Annotated in this window: 14 protein-coding genes; all 14 read right to left on the bottom strand. The window is 65.5% G+C overall.

All coding sequences use genetic code 11. The features are described 5' to 3' along the window. Positions 1-3: 3 nt before the first annotated feature. The 14 genes from OEJ36_RS17165 to OEJ36_RS17100 all read right to left on the bottom strand — a co-directional run bounded on the left by OEJ36_RS17165 (position 4) and on the right by OEJ36_RS17100 (position 17,888). Positions 4-4,338 (bottom strand): pilus assembly protein, encoded by a 4,335-nt coding sequence (locus tag OEJ36_RS17165; protein WP_263402541.1) that lies wholly within the window; start codon positions 4,336-4,338, stop codon positions 4-6. A gap of 29 nt (positions 4,339-4,367) precedes the next feature. Then, positions 4,368-4,910, bottom strand: coding sequence for a PilX N-terminal domain-containing pilus assembly protein (locus tag OEJ36_RS17160; protein WP_263402540.1), 543 nt, complete (start codon positions 4,908-4,910; stop codon positions 4,368-4,370). Next, complete coding sequence (locus OEJ36_RS17155) at positions 4,907-5,683, bottom strand: prepilin-type N-terminal cleavage/methylation domain-containing protein (protein ID WP_263402539.1); 777 nt, start codon at positions 5,681-5,683, stop codon at positions 4,907-4,909. Before OEJ36_RS17155 ends, OEJ36_RS17160 begins: the two co-directional genes overlap by 4 nt. Position 5,684: 1 nt before the next feature. Then, positions 5,685-6,239, bottom strand: coding sequence for a type IV pilus modification protein PilV (pilV, locus tag OEJ36_RS17150; RefSeq protein WP_263402538.1), 555 nt, complete (start codon positions 6,237-6,239; stop codon positions 5,685-5,687). Positions 6,240-6,242: 3 nt separating this feature from the next. Then, positions 6,243-6,758, bottom strand: coding sequence for a GspH/FimT family pseudopilin (locus OEJ36_RS17145; RefSeq protein WP_263402537.1), 516 nt, complete (start codon positions 6,756-6,758; stop codon positions 6,243-6,245). A 543-nt stretch (positions 6,759-7,301) separates the two neighbouring features. Further along, complete coding sequence (locus OEJ36_RS17140) at positions 7,302-8,651, bottom strand: MFS transporter (protein WP_263402536.1); 1,350 nt, start codon at positions 8,649-8,651, stop codon at positions 7,302-7,304. 336 nt (positions 8,652-8,987) lie between these two features. Next, positions 8,988-9,830 carry an IclR family transcriptional regulator C-terminal domain-containing protein gene (locus OEJ36_RS17135; protein WP_263402535.1) on the bottom strand — a complete coding sequence of 281 codons (843 nt, stop codon included), beginning with the start codon at positions 9,828-9,830 and terminating at the stop codon, positions 8,988-8,990. Between the two features lie 94 nt (positions 9,831-9,924). Further along, positions 9,925-10,962 (bottom strand): cell division protein ZapE, encoded by a 1,038-nt coding sequence (gene zapE, locus OEJ36_RS17130; protein WP_263402534.1) that lies wholly within the window; start codon positions 10,960-10,962, stop codon positions 9,925-9,927. A gap of 49 nt (positions 10,963-11,011) precedes the next feature. Then, the gene (gene pcaG, locus OEJ36_RS17125; RefSeq protein ID WP_263402533.1) at positions 11,012-11,617 is read right to left on the bottom strand and encodes a protocatechuate 3,4-dioxygenase subunit alpha; all 606 of its coding nucleotides are present in this window, start codon (positions 11,615-11,617) and stop codon (positions 11,012-11,014) included. A gap of 12 nt (positions 11,618-11,629) precedes the next feature. After that, positions 11,630-12,349: a protocatechuate 3,4-dioxygenase subunit beta gene (gene pcaH / locus OEJ36_RS17120; RefSeq protein WP_263402532.1), complete on the bottom strand. Its 720-nt coding sequence runs from the start codon at positions 12,347-12,349 to the stop codon at positions 11,630-11,632. 117 nt (positions 12,350-12,466) lie between these two features. Beyond that, a complete protein-coding gene (gene pcaQ / locus OEJ36_RS17115) occupies positions 12,467-13,396 on the bottom strand; it encodes a pca operon transcription factor PcaQ (RefSeq protein WP_021221002.1) in 930 nt (309 codons plus the stop codon). 244 nt (positions 13,397-13,640) lie between these two features. Then, positions 13,641-15,131 (bottom strand): aldehyde dehydrogenase family protein, encoded by a 1,491-nt coding sequence (locus tag OEJ36_RS17110; protein WP_263402531.1) that lies wholly within the window; start codon positions 15,129-15,131, stop codon positions 13,641-13,643. Positions 15,132-15,165: 34 nt separating this feature from the next. Then, on the bottom strand, positions 15,166-15,567 hold the full coding sequence (locus OEJ36_RS17105) for a c-type cytochrome (RefSeq protein WP_263402530.1): 402 nt from the start codon (positions 15,565-15,567) through the stop codon (positions 15,166-15,168). Between the two features lie 254 nt (positions 15,568-15,821). Next, on the bottom strand, positions 15,822-17,888 hold the full coding sequence (locus OEJ36_RS17100) for an LTA synthase family protein (RefSeq protein ID WP_263402529.1): 2,067 nt from the start codon (positions 17,886-17,888) through the stop codon (positions 15,822-15,824). Positions 17,889-17,923: the final 35 nt, after the last annotated feature.

Below are 17,923 nucleotides of genomic sequence, written 5' to 3'. Positions count from 1 at the left end.
GCGTCAATTTGAATTGGCCGGCTGGATGTACCAGGTCCGTCGTCCGGTGACCGCCCCGGTGTCGGTGGCGACGCCGTCGAGGGTATTGGTGAGCTGGGAGTTGCCCCAGGTGTAGCCCCCGGAAAGCGTGATATCCCCACCGTCGGTAACGAAGCCGGACAGGTCATCGAAGGTGCCGTCGCCGTCCATGTCGAACACCTTGTAGAGACTCTGCCCGCCGGTGTCGGGATTGATGGCGTACACCGTACCCGACAGCCCTGCCGCGCAGGTTCCGGTCTGCGGTGTCACGCTGCTGAAGATCAGGCTGGAGCCATAGAGCGTCGTGTCATAGATGAGCCGCTCGCCGGTCTGGGTGAAGTCGAAGTACCAGCCCCAGCGGCTGACATTGCTGTCGGCGGTATTGCCGGAGCTGTCGTACCAACCCACTTCAGTCCCGCTCAAGCCATAAGTGGTGACGCCGCTGAGGCTGCTGGCGGTCAGCGTCTGCTGCTGCAGATTGGCCCGAACCTTGTCGGAGGACGGCGAGCTGGTGCTGGCCTGGCCGGCAGTGCGCCGGTCCCAGATGCCGTACATGCTCTGCCCCGCGCTGGAGGTCTTGTCCGAGGTCACCAGGTAGCGGCCGGTGCCGAATGTGACGATGTAGCCGGTGCCGCTCGGGTGCGGAATCAGGTACGGCGCGGACGTGATGGGCTGTCTGGCGCCACCCGCGCTGCGCGCTACGTAGAGGGGGTTGCCACCAAAGGCCACAGCGTAGCGGTTCTCGGCAGCGGTGGCAGTGAGCGGGCTGGTCGCGCTGGTATCGATCAGGTCGAGCCGCCACAGGTTGCCCAGCAGGTCACCGGCGTAGGCGTAGTCGGCGATGCCATCGCTGTTCATATCGGCCACATAGAGTCGGGACAGGCCGTTGCCGAGGGAGTCAACGGTTTCGCCCGTGGCCAGGGTCGGGGTGGCGGTGAGCTTGGTCAGCAAGGCACCGGTCTGGATATCGATCACCAGCAGGGAGGCCGAGGTCGAGCCGATGTCGTAGCCGCTGGGCACCAGGGCCGCCCATTTGCCGTTATGCAGGCGTGCGATGGTGGGCTTGGCCACCGTGTAGCCGAGACTGGCGTCGTTGTCACTGGTGAACTCCCAGAGCAGCCTTGGCGAGGACGGCGTGGTGATATCCAGGGCGAACACTTCCCGTCCGCCTCCACCCAGGGTGCCCAGCAGTACCTTGCGCCAGGACGAGTTGTAGTACACATCCGCCACCACCGGCGTGCCGTCGACGTAATAGCGGTGCTCGGTGCCATCGCGCTGGCCATAGTCGCTGGCAGTGAGGGCATTGAGGCTGGAGAACACCGCGCTGGGGATGAAGGCGAAGAGCTCCGCTCCGGTGCTGGCATTGAAGGCATGCAGCATGCCGTCGTTGGCGCCGACATAGACCACTGGCGAGGTGGAGGCCTGGCCGTTGGCAAAGGTCGAGTAGTTGGTACTGCCCTCCAGGGCGTCGGCCCGTGCGCTGAGGTAATCGGCACCGCTCACCAGGACGGGCGATGAGTTGATGATGTCGCCGATCAGCGAGGCGCGGGTCCTGAAGCTGCTGTTCTCGCCACGCAGGAAGCCCACCCGCGTCTGCCCCAGGTTGTCCACCGTCCCCGAAACGTTCCTGTTCAACTGGGTCTGCTGAGTGCTGGTCAGGTTGGCCCAGGAGAAGCCGGTCAGCACTCCGTTCTTGGCGAAGAGAATGTTGCGGCTGCTGGGCGTACCCAGCTGCGCCGCGGCCCGCCACAAGGTGGTGGTCGTCGTGGTCGTTGTACCGCCGGTCGTGGTCGTTGTACCGCCGGTGGTGGTCCTGGCTTTCTGTTTCTTCATCAGGTCCCCGCTCCAGTCGGCGGAGGTGAAACCGGTGCTGTACACATAGCTGCCGCTGTCGGTGGACTGGGAATCCACCGCCACCGCGGTCACCGAGCTGTTGAGCTGGAGGATCTCGTCGAAGGCCGATTTCAACTGGCTGGCGAGCTTGCTCGGGTCGCTGACGAGGAAGTAGTTGTCCGGCGTGCCATCACCGTCCTGGTCCCAGGATGCCAGGTCGCTCTGACCGTACTTGGCTGCGTACCACAATGGGTCCTGCAGCGTGGTGACGGCCCTGGAGGCGGATGGGGTGAAATTGCGGGTGTGGAAGGCCGGGCGATTTCCGCTGAGGGCGGAACTGTTGTTGCCCAGGCCGGGCAGCAAGGCGCATGTGATGCTTGCGCAATCGCCGGGGGAACGGCCATCCGGCGTATCGAGCCGGTTGCGCACGTTGCCACTGCCACCACCGGACACCTCCAGGTAGACGCCGTCGCTGGTGGTACCCGCCATGGTGTAGCCCATGTGCGACTCGTCACCGGCCACCGAGTACTCGGTGCGGGCGGTGACGTCCACCGTGCCGTCGCTCTTGGCCGTCACCGTATAGAGGACGATGGCGTCCATGTCGTAGTCGCGACCCTGGGCCGCGTCGTCGTAGACCACACGGAAGGTGATGGACGTGAGGTTGCCCGCGCTGTCGTTGGTCAGGGTGTCGATGTAGAAGCCGGTGATCTGGCTCACCACGCTCTGGCTGACGTTCATGCTGAAAGGCACCAGCTTCAGCGTGCCCCGGCTGGTCTTGATACGGATATTGGGCAAGGTGGAAGACAGGGCGATGGAGAAGCTCTGCACCTTGTTCGAGCCTGCCGTGGTCAGGGCCGTCTGGCTGCCGAAATAGGACACGGCCGAGGCACTGTAGCTACCCTGGCGGGTGGGCTCCTCGGCCAACCCACGAATGGTGGCGAAGCTGCTGGCACTCTTGGCGGTGGGCGCCGAATCACTGGTGTTGCCGGACTGGCCGACGTTTACCGAGACGGAGCCGCCTACCTCCTTGCTCCACAGGGTCGCGCCCAGGGCGGCGAAGTCGAAGCCGATATCCGTGGTCGGCTTGCTGTCCGAGCCCAGGCTGCTGCCCGGCACATCGGAGTCGTAGCTGGGGTTGATGTCGCTCATCAGGGTCATGAACGGCTTGGTGCACGACGGGTAGGTGGAATAGGGATTGGTCCAGCTGGCCAGGCTGCTCATGCCCAGGCTGGTGTCCGAGGTGCCGGCCGCATAGGCGCTGTTGGGTGCCTTGCCGGCGTAATAGCGTAGGGTTTCGTAGGCCATCTCGCCCAGGGGGTTGCCCCAGTCCAGGCAGTTGCCGTTGGTCAACGGATTGAGGTTGAAGCCCGAAGACGAGGTGCAACCGGCGGAGAACACCAGCCGATCGAGGTTGGCGACGATGCCGCTGTTGTTCACATAGCAACGGGCGTTCTGGCAACCGGTGCCGGACGTGGCATCCGTGAGGAAGCGCCCGTTGGCCGAGGTGAACTCGTTGCTGAAGGACGCCGCCGCCTTGCGCACCACCCCGCCACGCAGGTTGTTGCTGTAGGTGCCGGTGACCATGCCGAAGTACATCTTGTCGGCCGAACCGTAGTCGTGGAGTACGCCGGTGGGCTTGTAGGCGCTGCCGTACTGGGTGCAGTTGGCCTCCAGCAGCCCACTGACGCAGGCCCGGACCCTCACGGTCAGGTCGTAGTCCGGAACTATGGTGTTGGTGACGTTGGTGGTGCTGGTGACGCTGTTGGTGGCCTGGGGGCTCTCCCGGGATACCCAGCCCCAGATACGGTAGGTGTAGATGCTCTGGTTGGTGCTGCTGATGATGCGCAGCTTGGGCACGGCCGTATTGCTGTAGGCGCTGAGGGTGCTACTGCCGATCGAGGTGTTGGCGAAGAGGATGTACTTGCCGTTGGTGGGTACGGCCAGCGGTGTGTAGTCGGCGATGCTGTAGCCGTCCCGGGCGATGCTCAGGTACTCCTTGCCCCAGCTGTGGGCGTCGTTGGGGATGAAGGTGCGCTCCAGCACCGTGGAGGTGGCGCTGTCGGTGTAGCGGTAACCGCCGTACAGCACCTTGCGCAGCACATCCAGGCGCGACATGGACAGGTAGTTGAGGAAGTCGCCACTCCAGCGCCCGGTGGCGCTGGTGCACTTCTTGGTGCTGGTGGTGGATGCGGGGACGAAGACGCCATTGAGGGCGTCGTAGGTGTAGCACTTGTAGGAATCGAAGTAGCCGGTGTAGTCGATGGCGGGCTTGTAGTAGATGTCCAGTTGGTCGTCGCCGTCGATGTCCGAGGCGTCGTTGTAGGCCGGGAAATAGAGCTTCTGGTCACGCCCCACCACCAGCATGTTCATCGGCGGCGCGATATTGCTGACGAAGAGCGGTGTCTGCGCCATCACCCCCGGCCTGGCGGCACCACTGGCCAGGATAAGGAGGAGGATGAACAGCTGGATGGCGCGCGAAACGGACATGGACGGCATTCCTCGATCGAAACGGGGCTTCACTGCACCACCAGGGCGAAGGTCGAGCGCAGGCACAGGGCATCAGGGCCACAGGCCTTGGAAGTGGCGGTCCCCTTGTAGGCCTCGGAATTGATCTCGTAATAGTAGGTGCAGCCCGACTGCCCCTTGGACAGGTAGGCGTTGCCACCGCCACCCGAGCCCCCGGTACAACTGGTGCTGATGTAGCGCAAATACCAGCGGGCGCTACGCAGCAGGCTGGTGGAGCCCTCCAGGCCCGAATAGAGGATGGAGCCGGAAAAGTCGGTGTTGTAGGTGCTGGCCTGGGACATGTAGCAGGGACTGGACGATGCCGAGCAGGCGTTCAACGCTTTGTTGCTGCCGCGTAGCCTGCCCTCGGCTTCGCGCAGGGCGGAATCCGCCGCGCTCATCAAACGCTGCTGCTCGAGGCGGTTGCCGGTCATGCGCCCTTCCAGCTGCATCTGGCGCATGCCGCTCACCGCAGCCATGGTCAGCACCAACAGCATGATCAGGGCGACGAAGAGCGCGGCGCCACGCTGGTATTCCGGAGAGGTGGCGGTCATGGCATCAGGTTCCTCAACATGCTGGTCCCGCTGACGATGCGACGCAGGCTGCCGTCGGTGTCACTGCAGGAGGTGACGCCGGTGAGTGTTTTCCAGTTCTGGCACGCGGTAGCGGCAATGCCGTCGGTGAGGTTGCTGTGGCTACTGGTGAGCAACAGCGCATAGCGCACGCCCCGTACCGTCTGCCCACTGCCAGGTGATGCGGAGTACTGGGCGATCTTGCGCTTGAACTCGTCACTGCTGGTGTCCACTCCGTAGTCGAACTGCACCGCCACCACGTTCTCCACCAGCACGGTGCCGTTGCAGGTCAGGTTGCCGCCGCTGAGGGTGATCTTTTCCACCACGTTGTTGCTGGGGCTGAAGACACCGTAGGGCGTACTCACACCGGCTACACCGCTCAAGGAGGCTCCGGTGCAATCCACGTCGACGTTGTCCCGGGGCTGGTAGCGCAAGCACAGGGTACTGGCATCGACCCGTACCAGTGCTTGGCCGGATGTGAAGCTGCAACCATTGGCGGTCTGTGTCGGGAAGGCAGCGCTCATGCGGGTCGACGGCAAGCGCCGGTAGCCGGCCTTGGCCAGGCGACCCTCCAGAACCATCTGCGCGTACCGCGCGTTGTCCTGGTTTTGTGCCTGGCCATTGAAGTAAAGCGCACGCGTCTTGCCGTCGATGTACATCTGGGTGACACCCAGGATCAGGAACAGGCTGATGGTCATGGAGATCATCAGTTCGACAAGAGAAAAACCGGCCTGACGAGCGGGAGCGTCGTTCATCCTAGGGCGCCTCCCTGAGAACGTAGCGGCAGATGGTGGGGTCGCTGTCGCTGCCGGCGTTGGCATCCAGGCACTCCCCCGCCTTGACCCGCCAGGCGACCTGGATCTCGATGGCCGATCCAGTACCGCTACAGAGACTGGCGCCGTTGCTGCGGCAGATATAGAACTCCGGCTTCATCAGGTTGACCGAATCCGGCAATGCCAGCTGCGCACGCTGGGCCCAGCAGCCGAGACGCTGAGACGCCGACAGCGAAGCCATGGAAGTGCAATTGCTGGGTGCACTGGGAAAATCGCTGCCCTTGGCCTTGTAGTACCCCCAGGATGCGGGCGGAGTCAGGGCGGTACTGCTGCCGTCCTGGGTCGAGTACAGATCGGCACGCATCATCTCCATCAACTCGTCTGCCAACTCGGCCGCATTGCTGCGCAGATTGGTGTCCTGGGCATAGCCGACGGTACGGCCCTGCATCGACAACATTCCCAGCACGCCGATACAGATCACCACCAGTGCCACCAATACTTCGATGAGGCCGAATCCAGCCTGCCGGGCATAGACCATGGGCTACTTGCTCGATGACATGGTGATAAAGCCGGACCCAGCCACCTTGACGGTATAGACACTGCTGGTTCTCTTGCTGGACAGCGTCAGCGTCATGGCAGTCGCGGTGCCATCCGATCGAAACGGCACACTGCTCACGGTACTGGTGACCGTAAGGCTGCTGGGCAAGCTCAGGCGCTGGGCAACCAGGTTGTCATCCAGGGAGCTGCAATTTGCTGCCCGAACCAGCAACCATTCGGCTGCACTACCGTTTTGGCACAGCGTCTGCGGAGAACGAGTGGTGACGGCATCGGAGCGTGCCAACTGCAGTACACGAAAAGCGGAAAAGGCGCTGGACTCCACGCGATTGGATTGGATCAACGTGCCGAATGACGGCAAGGCGATGCCGGCGAACAACGACAGCAGCGCGACCACCACCATCATTTCAATTAACGAGAAGCCCGATTGGACAGGACGACTCCTCTCGTCGAATGGTGGGAGGAACTCAGGTAAACGAGCAGATTCGGCTAGCAGGTCCATTGCGAAAACTCCAATAGTCATACAACGAATCTCTGAGTCGGCCTTAAAGGCATCAGGACAATTGGCTTATTGTCCGACAGTGATTCGCGTTGGAAGTTGTCGCTATTGTTTTAGCTCAGACACAAAGGCCACCGCCTGTCCCTGGTTGAAAACCGCCTGTCTGCCGACGACCGGTCCAGTAGATGAACGGTCAAGAAACGGGGAAGGAAGAAGGCGAAGGTCACGGGGACTGCTCGGATAGAGCCGCCAGCACCCCGCATCTGGCGGGGAAAGATGTGCGTTGGATACCGCCAAGGACGGTGGGTCACGGGATCGGTCCGGATACGCAGGGAAGGAAAGCCCCGGCGCATCAGACCCAAGCCGAGACACCGATAACGGGCCGCCCCCTCATGACTCATCAGTCCCTCGATCACCTAGTCACCTGGGGAGAACAGGCTGTTCAGTAGCACGATGTCCTATCCCTCAATATCGGCCTCGTAGAGGCCGAGCGCTGATCAAAAATCTCTGGGCATGATCTCAAAGAGGCAGCCCAAACAGGTCCTCTCAGGTCGCATCCGCATGGCTCACCAGCCCCTTGATCACCACCGCCGCCGTGGCGATCGCAGCGGGGACCACCAGCGCGGTGAGCACCTGTTCGAAGTTCCAGCCCAGGCCCAGCAGCGTGGCACCGATCCAGGCGCCGAGGATGGCGCCGAAGCGGCCGATGCCGAGCATCCAGGAGACGCCCGTGGCGCGGCCCTGGGTGGGGTAGAAGCGTGCGGCGAGGGACGGCATGGCCGATTGGGCGCCGTTGATGCACATGCCGGCGAGCAGCACCAGGGTCGCCAACAGGGTGACCTGGCCCAGGCTCTGGCCGACGAAGTAGGCGAAGACGCCCGCCAGCAGGTAGAACACGCCGATGACCTTGTGCGGGTTGAATTTGTCCATCGCCCAGCCCACGCCCACGGCGCTGAGCACGCCGCCGAACTGGAACAGCGCACCGATGAAGGCGGCCTGCTCCATGCTCGCGCCGCTGTCGCGCATCAGCGTCGGCAGCCAGCTGGTGAGCAGGTAGACGATCACCAGGCCCATGAAGTAGATCAGCCACAGCAACAGGGTACCGGCGCTGTAGGTGCCGGCGAAGACCACCTTGAGCACGTTGCGGCTCTGCACCGTTTTCTGCTCCGGCACGCTGAAGTCCGTGGCCACGGCCACTTCCGCCGGGGCGATGGGGGCCAGCACCTGGCGCACCTTGTCGGCACCGCGATTGCGCACCACCAGGTAGCGGGCGGATTCCGGCAGCCAGACAACCAACACCACCGCCAGCAGCAGCGGCAGCACGCCGCCGAGCAGCAGCAGGCTGTGCCAGCCGAAGGCCGGGATCATCTTCGCGGAGACGAAGCCGCCAGACGCCATGCCGAGGTTGAAGCCGCAGAACATGCTGGTCACCAGCAGCGACTTGAGCCGTTCCGGAGTGTATTCGGAGAGCAGCGTGGTGGCGTTGGGCATCGCCGCGCCCAGGCCCAGCCCGGTGAGCAGGCGCAGGGCGAGCAACTGGTCGATGTTGCTGCTGAAGGCCGACAGCAGGCTGAACAGGCCGAAGAGGAACACCGCCACCACCAGCACGATCTTGCGGCCGAAGCGGTCGGCCAGCGGGCCGGAGCCCAGGGCGCCGAAGACCATGCCGATCAGCGCGGCGCTCATCACCGGGCCGAGGCTGGCGCGGTCGATGCCCCAGTCCTGGGTCAGGGCCGGGGCGATGAAGCCCATGGCGGCGGTGTCGAGGCCGTCGAGGAAGACGATGAGGAAGCACAGCAGCACGATCCGCCATTGGTAGCGGGACAGAGGCTGGGCATTGATGAAGGATTGGACGTCGAGGGTACCGGCGGCCGGTAGCTGTGCAGGGCGGGTCATGTAGGAAGTTCCTGTGAAGGCGTCTTCGCGCGGCGCGGGTCGATGGGTTCGACCTCTAAACCGGACTGCGCGAATGAGACAGGAATGAGCGTGCCCGGCAGGCGAACCCCTGCGGCGTGCGACGACGGAGCGCTTGCGCGCTGCGGATGGCTGCTGGCCATGGCTGACTCTCATTGTTTTTATGGCGCCGCATCGTGTCGTGCGGCCCGGCAAACACTACGGAGAGGCCCGGGGCAGTTCAATTCGATAATCGACTATGCGTGCGCTTATCGAACGCTTTGCAAGCGGTGCTGTGCGTGGATGTCGGAGCGACATCCACGCCGCGTGGGAATGCCCTCACTGGAACAGACGCGCGCTGATTTCCTTGCTGGCCTCCAGCAGCACCGGCAGGAAGCGCGTCTCCAATTCCTGGCGGGTGACGCGCCCGGCGTGGGTGCCGACGTTAAGGGCGGCGAGCACCTGGCCGGCGGAGTCCTTCAGCGGCACCGCCACCGAGCGCAGGCCGACTTCCAGCTCCTGGTCGATGATCACCCAGCCCTGGGTGCGGATCTCCGCGACGCTCGCGCGCAGCCCCTCGGGCGTGTGCACGGTGCGGCTGGTCTTGATCTGCAGGTCGGCGTGCTCGATGTACTCCTCCAGCGCCGCGTCATCCAGCGCGGCGAGAAGAATGCGGCCCATGGAGGTGCAATAGGCCGGCAGGCGGCTGCCGACGCTGAGGTCCACCGAGATCAACCGCTGCGGCGTGGCCGAGCGGGCGATGTAGAGAATCTCGTCGCCCTCCAGGGTGGCCATGGAGCAGGCCTCGTGCAGCTGCTCGCTGAGGCGGTCGAGGATCGGCTGCGCGGTGACCGCCAGGGGCGTCGACGACAGGTAGGCGTGGCCGAGGGTGAGCACCTTGGGCAGCAGCGAATAGGTGCGCCCGTCGGTGGTCACGTAACCGAGGTTCATCAGCGTGTGCAGGCAGCGGCGCACAGCGGCGCGGGGAATCTCGGTGCGGTGGCTGATCTGGGCGATGGTCAGGTGGCGCTTGCGCTCCTGGAAGGCGTGGATCACCGCCAGGCCGCGGGCCAGGGAAGTCATGAAGTTGGGGTCGCCGGTGAAGGCTTCGATGCGTTTGGCCGGCGAGGCGATGATGGGCGGCGCCAGGGGCGGTAGGGGGACGCGTTGTTCGTCGCTCATTGTTGTTGTCCTTGGCGGTCACGGCGAGAGTCGGGCGATTATCGAAGCGGTGGGCGGTTATCGCAATTGTCGGCGCACCCTCGCGAATACGGGACTACTGGGCAGCATCCAGCTTCACGCTGCGCAGCTGCTTCATGCGGCTCAGGGTGCGGGCGAAGTCCACCGCATTGCCGCCTTCGGCCAGCTGCTCCAGCGCCACGGCGGAGTACAGCCGCAGGTGCAGTCCACGGTCGTAGGCGATGTCGATGAAATTGAGGAAGCGCTGGCTGACGTCCTGGGGGTGGTCACCGAGGCGGTCCAGCCCGCCCACCGCCATATGCGGGAAATGCTCGATCAGCCACAGGTAGTCACTGGCCGAGCGCGGCGTGGCGAACAGTTCGTGGAAGTCCAGCCAGGCACGGTCGCCCTCCAGGGCATGCACCCGCAGCGGGTGGTGATTGACCTCCAGCACCTGGTCCAGCAAGGCGCCCTCCCCCAGCCCCAGGGCACGGCGGATCGATGCGCCGCCGTCATCCGGCTCGGGCCAGCAGTAATCGCCCCAGGCTTCCAGCTCGGTGCTGTGCTGGCGGTAATCCTGCCCCGCATCCAGGGAAACCACGTCGAAGCGCTTCTCGATCAGCTGGATGGCCGGGCGGAAGCGCTCGCGGTACAGCGGGTTGGGGCAGAGCTTGTCGGGGCTGTAGTTGGAGGTGCAGACCAGGCCCACGCCCTCCTCCACCAGCACCTTGAGCAGGCGCCCGAGCAGCATGGCGTCACCGATGTCGTGCACGTGGAATTCGTCGAAGCACAGCAGGCGCGTCTGCTGGGCGATCTCCCGGGCCACGCGCACCAGCGGGTCGGCCTGGCCGCTGAAGGCGAGCATGCGCACCTGCAGCTCCTGCAGGAAGGCGTGGAAGTGCACGCGGCGCTTGGCCTGCACCGGCGCCGCGGCGAAGAAGGCGTCCATCACGAAGCTCTTGCCACGGCCGACGCCACCCCACAGGTAGACGCCCGCCACCGGCCGGCGGAACCAGCCATGGCGGGCGGCCAGGTGCTTGCCCAGCCAGTCGCCGAGGTGCTCGATGGCCGCCTGCTGCGCGCTGTCGGCACGGTAGCCCCGCGCCTCCAGCACGGCATTGAAGTGTCGCCGCACGCGATCGAGGACCGCTTCGGCGGGCTGACCCGCCTCATGAATCTGCGCGTTAGAAGTCAAAGAAGACCGTTTCCCCTTCCCCCTGGATGCGGATATCAAAGCGGTAAGCGAGCCTGCCGTCCACCTCGCAGCGCTTGGCGACCAGGGTTTCACGCCGCTGCGGCTGCTCGATCAGGTTGAGCACCGGGCACCGGGCGTTGGCGTCGGCTTCGTCGTCGAAGTACAGGCGCGTCTGCAGCTGGATGTTGATGCCCCGGGCGAACAGCGCGACGTTGATGTGCGGCGCCATCGGCACCCCGGCGGCGTTGTGCACCACGCCGGGCTTGATGGTTTTCAGCGTCCATTCGCCGGCATCGAAGGTGGTGGTGGTGCGGCCGAAGCCGTTGAAGGGCTTCTCCAGGTCGAAGGCGCTGTCGTAGCGGCCTTCATGGTCGGCCTGCCAGAACTCGAGAAAAGAGTCGCGCACCAGGTGGCCGTTGCCGTCATGGACGTGGCCGATGAGCAGGATGTGCTCGCCGGGTGCGCCGGGCTTGGCCATTTCGTTCCAGATCTCCTGGTCGCGGCTCGGGTTGCCGGCGGCGGCGAGCGCCAGGCCGATGTGCACGTAGGGGCCGGCGGTTTGCGACGGGGTTTCCGGCAGCAATTGAATGGGCATGCGCGCAGCTCCTCAGCGGTTTTCGAAGTGGGTCCGACGCTGGCCGCGCAGGACGATGTCGAAGCGGTAGGCCAGGCAATCCATGGGGTTGGCGGCGTTCATGTCGAGCTTGGCGATCAGGCTCTGCACCGCCTCGGGGTTGGCGATGGACTTGACGATGGGGCACATGGGGATCAGCGGGTCCCCCTCGAAATACAGCTGGGTGATCAGCCGGGTGGCGATCGACGGGCCGCTGATGGAGAAGTGGATATGCGCCGGGCGCCAGTCGTTGGGGCCGTTGCGCCACGGATAGGGGCCGGGCTTGATGGTGCGGAAGCTGTAGTAGCCCTCGCTGTCGGTCAGCGCGCGGCCGACCCCGCCGAAGTTCGGGTCCAGCGGCGCCAGGTAGCGGTCGTTCTTGTGGCGGTAGCGGCCGCCGGCGTTGGCCTGCCACATCTCCACCAGGGTATGCGGGATCGGCTTGCCGTACTGATCGCAGACACGCCCGGCGACGATGATGCGCTCGCCGATGGGTAGGCCGCCGTGGTCGAAGTTGAGCAGCAGGTCATTGTCGAAACGCCCCAGCTTCAGGTGCGAGAAGTCCGGGCCAGTGGTTTCGGAAACCGATTGCGGGATGCTCACCAGCGCCTGGCGCGGGGAACGGGGAATGGAGGTCTTGTAGTCAGGCGTCAGGGCTTTGGGGTGCCAGTTGCGGTCACGAATGACGAAGCGGCTCTGTTCCGCATCGGACATGTCGATCTCCTTCTTATTGGATTTATGGAGGCTGCGGGGCAGCAGGCTGTGGCGGAGTGTCGCGCCTCGCTGGCGGCGGTAAAACTGAAATAACGCCACCCATCCATAACCATTCAGTTAAGGATATTGCCCTTCGCGGTAGGACTGCCCCAGCTCCCGCAGCACCTCCACGCACCAGTGCGCCGCCAGGGGCAGCGGCAGCGCGGCGTTGCTGCAGATGCCCACCGAACCGCCCGGTTCCTGGATGCCCAGTTGCAGTTCCACCAGCTCACCCCGGCGCAGGTCCAGCTGCACCGCGTCGGTGGGGGCGATCCAGATCGCCTCGCTGGTCTGCACGTAGCGCCGGCTCAAGGCCACGGACAGGGTCTCCAGGCGCTGGCGCGGCGGGTTGATGCCGCATTGCACGAAGAAGGCATCGGCGTACTTGCGGATGGTGGTCCCGGCCAGCGGCAGCACCAGTGGGTAATCCTGCAGCCGCTCCCGTGCCGGCGGCCCCGCCAGCAGCGGGTGGCCGGGGCGCACCACCAGGGTCATCGACTCGCTGTACAGGTGCTCGAACAGCAGGCCCTGGATCTGCGGGCTGTCGGTCATGCGCCCCACCACCAGGTCCAGCTCGCCCACGTGCAGCTGCGACAGCAGGTAGGCGCTGGGGCCGGTCACCACGCTGGCCACCAGGGTCGGGTGGCGTGCGTGCAGGCGGCGCACCACCTCGGGCACCAGCAGGCTCTCCACCGTGGACAGTACGCCCAGGCGCAGGGTGGCGGACTCGTGCTCGCCACTGCGCAGGCTGTCCACGCCATCGCGCAACGCCTGCACGCAGGGGCCGGCGTAACGCATGAAGGCCACGCCCGCCTCGGTAAGGGTGACGCCGCTCTTGCTGCGCGCGAACAGGCTGGCGCCGAGCAGGTCCTCCAGCTCCTTGAGGGTCTTGGAAATGGCCGGCTGACTCACCGCCAGCTTGTCCGCCGCCCGCGCCAGGGTGCCCTGGCGCGCCACTTCGAGAAAGCACACCAGGTGGCGGAACTTGATGCGGGTATCGATATTCACGGCAGGCGCCCGATCAGGGAAATGCCGGAAGCCTAGCCTTGATTCCGGGCCAGGCCAACAGATTTGGTTATGACCGGGGACCGGGTTTGCGTCGCGTAGGTCGGGTGAAACCCGACAACCCCACACAGGACATCTGCGGGTTTCACCCGCCCTACGAGCGAGCCGTCGACACAGGCGAGGAATGACTCCACCCCATAAAAAAACAGGCCCGAAGGCCTGTGAATTAGGAGGGTGTCGCACTTGCTCAGTGGGCGATGCACACCGATTTCAGCTCGGTGTAGGCCTCGATGACGGTGCGGCCGAACTCGCGGCCCATGCCCGATTGCTTGACGCCACCGAACGGCATGTTGGGGTCCAGCAGCACGTGGGCGTTGACCCACACGGTGCCCGCTTCGATGCGCGGTACCAGGTTCATCGCCTTGGTCAGGTCGTTGGTCCAGAGGCTGGCGGCCAGGCCGTATTCGCTGTCGTTGGCCATGGCGATGGCGCTCTCCTCGTCGTCGAAGGGGATCACCGACAGCACCGGGCCGAACACTTCCTCGCGGGAGACGGTCATGGAGTGGTCGACATCGGCCAGCACCGTGGGGCGCACGTAGAAGCCTTCGCTGTCCACCGGCGTGCCCCCGGTGACCACACGGGCACCCTCGCTGCGGGCCAGCTCGATATGGCGCAGCACGCCCTGCTGCTGCTTGCGCGACACCAGCGGGTTGATGGCTGCCGTGCAGTCCATGCCGGCACCGATGCTCATGCCGGACACGGCGGCGGCCAGCTTCTCGACGAACTCGTCGTAGCGCGAGCGCTGCACATAGAAGCGCGACGCCGCGGCGCAGACCTGGCCCTGGTTGAGCAGGCCGCCGAGCAGCGCGCCGCCGATGGCTTTGTCGATGTCCGCGTCGGCGAGGATGATCATCGGGTTCTTGCCGCCCAGCTCCAGGGCGAAGCGGGTCATGTTGCGCACCGCCACCACGCCGACGCTCTTGCCCACGGCGGTGGAGCCGGTGAAGGACACCTTGTTGATCAGCGGGTGCGAGGCCAGGGCGTTGCCCACGGTGGCGCCGCCCCCGGTCACCAGGTTGAACACGCCCGGCGGAATGCCCGCCTCCAGCGCCAGCTCGGCCAGGCGCAACGCGGTCAGCGGCGTCTCGGTGGCCGGCTTGATCACCACCGTGCAGCCACAGGCCAGCGCCGGCATCAGTTTCCAGGTGGTGATCATCAGTGGAAAGTTCCAGGGCACGATGCCGGCCACCACGCCCACCGGCTCGCGACGGGCGAAGGCGGTGAAGCGCGCGCCTTCGGGCAGCGGGATGGACACGTCCAGGGTCTGGCCCTCGATCTTGGTCGCCCAGCCGGCCATGTAGCGCATGAACTCCACCGTGGCGCTGACATCGAGCATCCGCGCCATGTTGATGGACTTGCCCTGGCTCAGGGTTTCCAGTTGCGCCAGCTCCTCGCCGTGCTCTTCCACCAGCGCGGTGAAGCGCAGCAGGATGCGTTCGCGGTCGGCCGGGCGCAGGCCCGACCAGACGCCGGCCTTGAAGGCGCGGTGGGCCGATTGCACGGCGCGGTCCAGCAGCACGTCATCGGCTTCCGCCACATCGGCGATCACCTCGCCGGTGGCCGGGTTCAGCACCGGGGTGGAAGCGCCTTCGGGCACCACCCACTGGCCGTCGATGAAGCAGCCGTGGCGGCGTTGCAGGAAGGCCGCGACCTGCGGCAGTACGTCAACCTTGCTCATGTTCTTTCCTCGTTCATGGGAGTTCCGGGGCGCCTCAGTGCTGCTGGGCGAGGAAGCAGGCGATGGCCTGGCGATCCGTCGCGTCGGCCAGGCCGGCATAGGGCATGTAGGTGCCGGGCACCTGGGCCTGCGGCTGGGCGATGAAGGCTTGCAGGCTGTCCTGCTGCCAGGGTTGAGCGCGGGCCTTCATCGCCTGGGAATAGGCGAAGCCGGGCTGGCTGCCGGCATTGCGGCCGATCACCCCGGCCAGGTTCGGCCCCATGCCCGGCGCGGCATCCTTGCTGGCGGCGTGGCACACCGAGCATTCGGCGGCGAAGGCATTGGCGCCCCGCTCCACCCCGGCCTGGCCGCAATCGGCGAGAACCGGCAGGGCCGGCAGCAGGAACAGCAACGAGGCGGTAGCGAAGAACGGGCGGATCTTGTTGTTATGCGGCATGCAACGAACCTTGATGACCTGGGCCACCCGGCGGACACCGGGGCGCCCTGCGGGAAATGCCGCCCTCAGGGCTGCTGCTCCGGAAGAGAAACAGCCTATGGGGTGGCGGTCAGTCGATTCTTACCGCTCGGGAGAGCCCGGGGTTTTTCCTGCATGCCAGACGTATTGGCAGTTCTGCCAGCGCCCGCTCCGCGAGGAACAGGGCGCCGTTAAGCGAGGGAGTGCGCCCCGGAATGGCTCCGGGGCGGCGGGGGTCACTTGGCGTCGACGACGCCCGTGGTGTTGCCCAGCAGGCTCTTGGTGGCCACCTGGATGAAGGCTTCGAGGCGACGGCTCATGGCTTGTACCGCTTCCGGGTCCTCGACGCGGGTCGCGCCCTGCTCGCTGTTGAGGCGGTAGTCGTAGAGCAGCGGGTCGCCACCACGCGGCTGCACCAGGATGCGCCCGTCGGCCACCATGGCCACGGTCTGGTCGCTGCCCGAGGGCTTGATCACGCCGAAGCCCTTGTCTTCCGGCGCCAGGCTCAGCAGGTCGCGGCCCCAGCACTGGTGGCGGGTCTCGCCGCCGAGGCGGCCCATGATGGTGGGCACCACGTCCACCTGGGTACCGACCACATCGGTGCGCGCGCCGAACTTCTCCTGGAGGCCGGGGGCGATCAGCAGCAGCGGCACGTTGAAGCGGTAGAGGTCGATGTCGGTGAGCTGCTCGGGGGTGCCGAAGCCGTGGTCGCCGACTATCACGAACAGGGTGTCCTTGTAGTACGGCGACTGCTTGGCCTTCTCGAAGAACTGCCCCAGGGCCCAGTCGGAGTAGCGCATGGCGGTGAGGTGCTGGTCCAGCGAGCCGAAACCGGTCACCGGCTCTACCGGCAGTTGTTCGGGCAGCGCGTAGGGGGTGTGGTTGGAGAGAGTCTGCAACAACGCATAGAAGGGCTTGCTGCCGTAGTTGTCCTTCAGCTCCTGGGCGGCGCGGTCGAACATGTCCTGGTCGGAAACGCCCCAGGTCGGGTCCGAGACCACCGGGTTCACGAAATCATTGCGGCCAACGAAGTTGCGCATGCCCTGGTTGCCGAAGAAGCCCAGCTGGTTGTCCCAGCCGAAATCACCGTTGTAGACGTACAGGTCGTCGTACTGGCGGGCGCTGAGCAGCTGCGGCAGGCCGGAGAACTTGTGGGTGCCCTCCTGCTGCTCCATCAGGTACTCGAAGCCCGGCAGGTTGGGGAAGCAGGCCATGGTGGCGAACATGCCCTGGTGGGTGTGGGTGCCATTGGAGAAGAAGCGGGTGAACAGCAGCCCTTCCTTGCTCAGGCGGTCGAAGTTGGGGGTGATGTCGCCCTTGCCGCCGAGGGCGCCGACGTAGTGCCCGGCCAGGCTCTCCATAAGGATGACCACCACGTTGCGCACCGGCAGGCTGCCATCGGCATTGGGCGTGAGCAGGCGGCGCACGGCGGCGCTGCCCTCGTCCACAAGCTGGTCCTGCGGGGTCAGCAGCATGTCGCGGACCACGTCCTGGGCCTCGCCTTCCGGCAGGCTGGCCTTCCACTGGTTGTCACGGGTTTCGGAGAAGCGCGCCTGGGCGGCGTTCATCAGCATCAGCGTGCCGTTGAGGCCGAGCTGGTTGGCGAAGGCCGAGTCGGTGGTGTTGGCATCACCCCAGCGCAGCGGCGGGCCCTGGCGCAGGGTGCCACGGGCGGCGACCACGGCGAGCACCAGCACCAGGCCGAAGACCCCGACGCGCAGGTACCAGGGGGCGATGGCGGCGCGGCCGCTGCCCTCGCCCGCCAGCGCCTCGCCACGGGGGCGGTGCACCCGGCTCAGCCACTGGAACAGCTTGAACAGCAGCCAGGTGGCGATGGCCCAGGCCAGCAGATAGCGCACCACCGGGAAGCCGTACCAAAGCATGCTCAGCACCGTTTTCGGGTCCTGGCTCATGTACTGGAACACCAGGCTGTTCAGGCGCTGGTGGAATTCACGGTAGAAATCCAGCTCCAGCAGGCCGAAGAACAGGGTGACGCTGGCGAAGCCGGTCAACCACACCAGGTGCAGGCGGCGCGCGGCCATGGCACCGGCGAAGGGAATGGACAGCAGCAACGGCGCCAGGGCGTAGATGGTCAGGCGCAGGTCGAAGCGGAAGCCGTTGAAGAAGGCCTCGACGAAGGTGGCGGCCGGGGTGGCGCCGATCAGCTCGCGGTTGTAGACCAGCAACGCCCCCCGCAACAGGGTGTACATCACCAGGAACACCAGGCCACACGACAGGGTGAAGGCCAGGTGGCTGCCCAGGGTCGGGCGGTAGGCGCCCAACGGGTTGCGGGTTCTACTCATGTCTCGGAGTCCATCCAATTGGAAAGGAAATGCGA

This window comes from Pseudomonas sp. PDM13 (genome assembly GCF_025685765.1).
Classification (GTDB): Bacteria; Pseudomonadota; Gammaproteobacteria; order Pseudomonadales; family Pseudomonadaceae; genus Metapseudomonas; species Metapseudomonas solani.
This window is presented reverse-complemented; position numbering and strand designations above follow the sequence as displayed.

Bases quoted from the DNA above. Each gene is read 5' to 3' on its own strand.
- OEJ36_RS17140 (WP_263402536.1), bottom strand. From the start codon at position 8,651: ATGACCCGCCCTGCACAGCTACCGGCCGCCGGTACCCTCGACGTCCAA.
- OEJ36_RS17155 (WP_263402539.1), bottom strand. From the start codon at position 5,683: ATGAACGACGCTCCCGCTCGTCAGGCCGGTTTTTCTCTTGTCGAACTG.
- OEJ36_RS17160 (WP_263402540.1), bottom strand. From the start codon at position 4,910: ATGACCGCCACCTCTCCGGAATACCAGCGTGGCGCCGCGCTCTTCGTC.
- OEJ36_RS17100 (WP_263402529.1), bottom strand. From the start codon at position 17,888: ATGAGTAGAACCCGCAACCCGTTGGGCGCCTACCGCCCGACCCTGGGC.
- OEJ36_RS17105 (WP_263402530.1), bottom strand. From the start codon at position 15,567: ATGCCGCATAACAACAAGATCCGCCCGTTCTTCGCTACCGCCTCGTTG.
- pilV (WP_263402538.1), bottom strand. From the start codon at position 6,239: ATGGTCTATGCCCGGCAGGCTGGATTCGGCCTCATCGAAGTATTGGTG.
- OEJ36_RS17135 (WP_263402535.1), bottom strand. From the start codon at position 9,830: ATGAGCGACGAACAACGCGTCCCCCTACCGCCCCTGGCGCCGCCCATC.
- pcaG (WP_263402533.1), bottom strand. From the start codon at position 11,617: ATGCCCATTCAATTGCTGCCGGAAACCCCGTCGCAAACCGCCGGCCCC.
- OEJ36_RS17145 (WP_263402537.1), bottom strand. From the start codon at position 6,758: ATGGACCTGCTAGCCGAATCTGCTCGTTTACCTGAGTTCCTCCCACCA.
- pcaH (WP_263402532.1), bottom strand. From the start codon at position 12,349: ATGTCCGATGCGGAACAGAGCCGCTTCGTCATTCGTGACCGCAACTGG.
- OEJ36_RS17165 (WP_263402541.1), bottom strand. From the start codon at position 4,338: ATGTCCGTTTCGCGCGCCATCCAGCTGTTCATCCTCCTCCTTATCCTG.
- OEJ36_RS17110 (WP_263402531.1), bottom strand. From the start codon at position 15,131: ATGAGCAAGGTTGACGTACTGCCGCAGGTCGCGGCCTTCCTGCAACGC.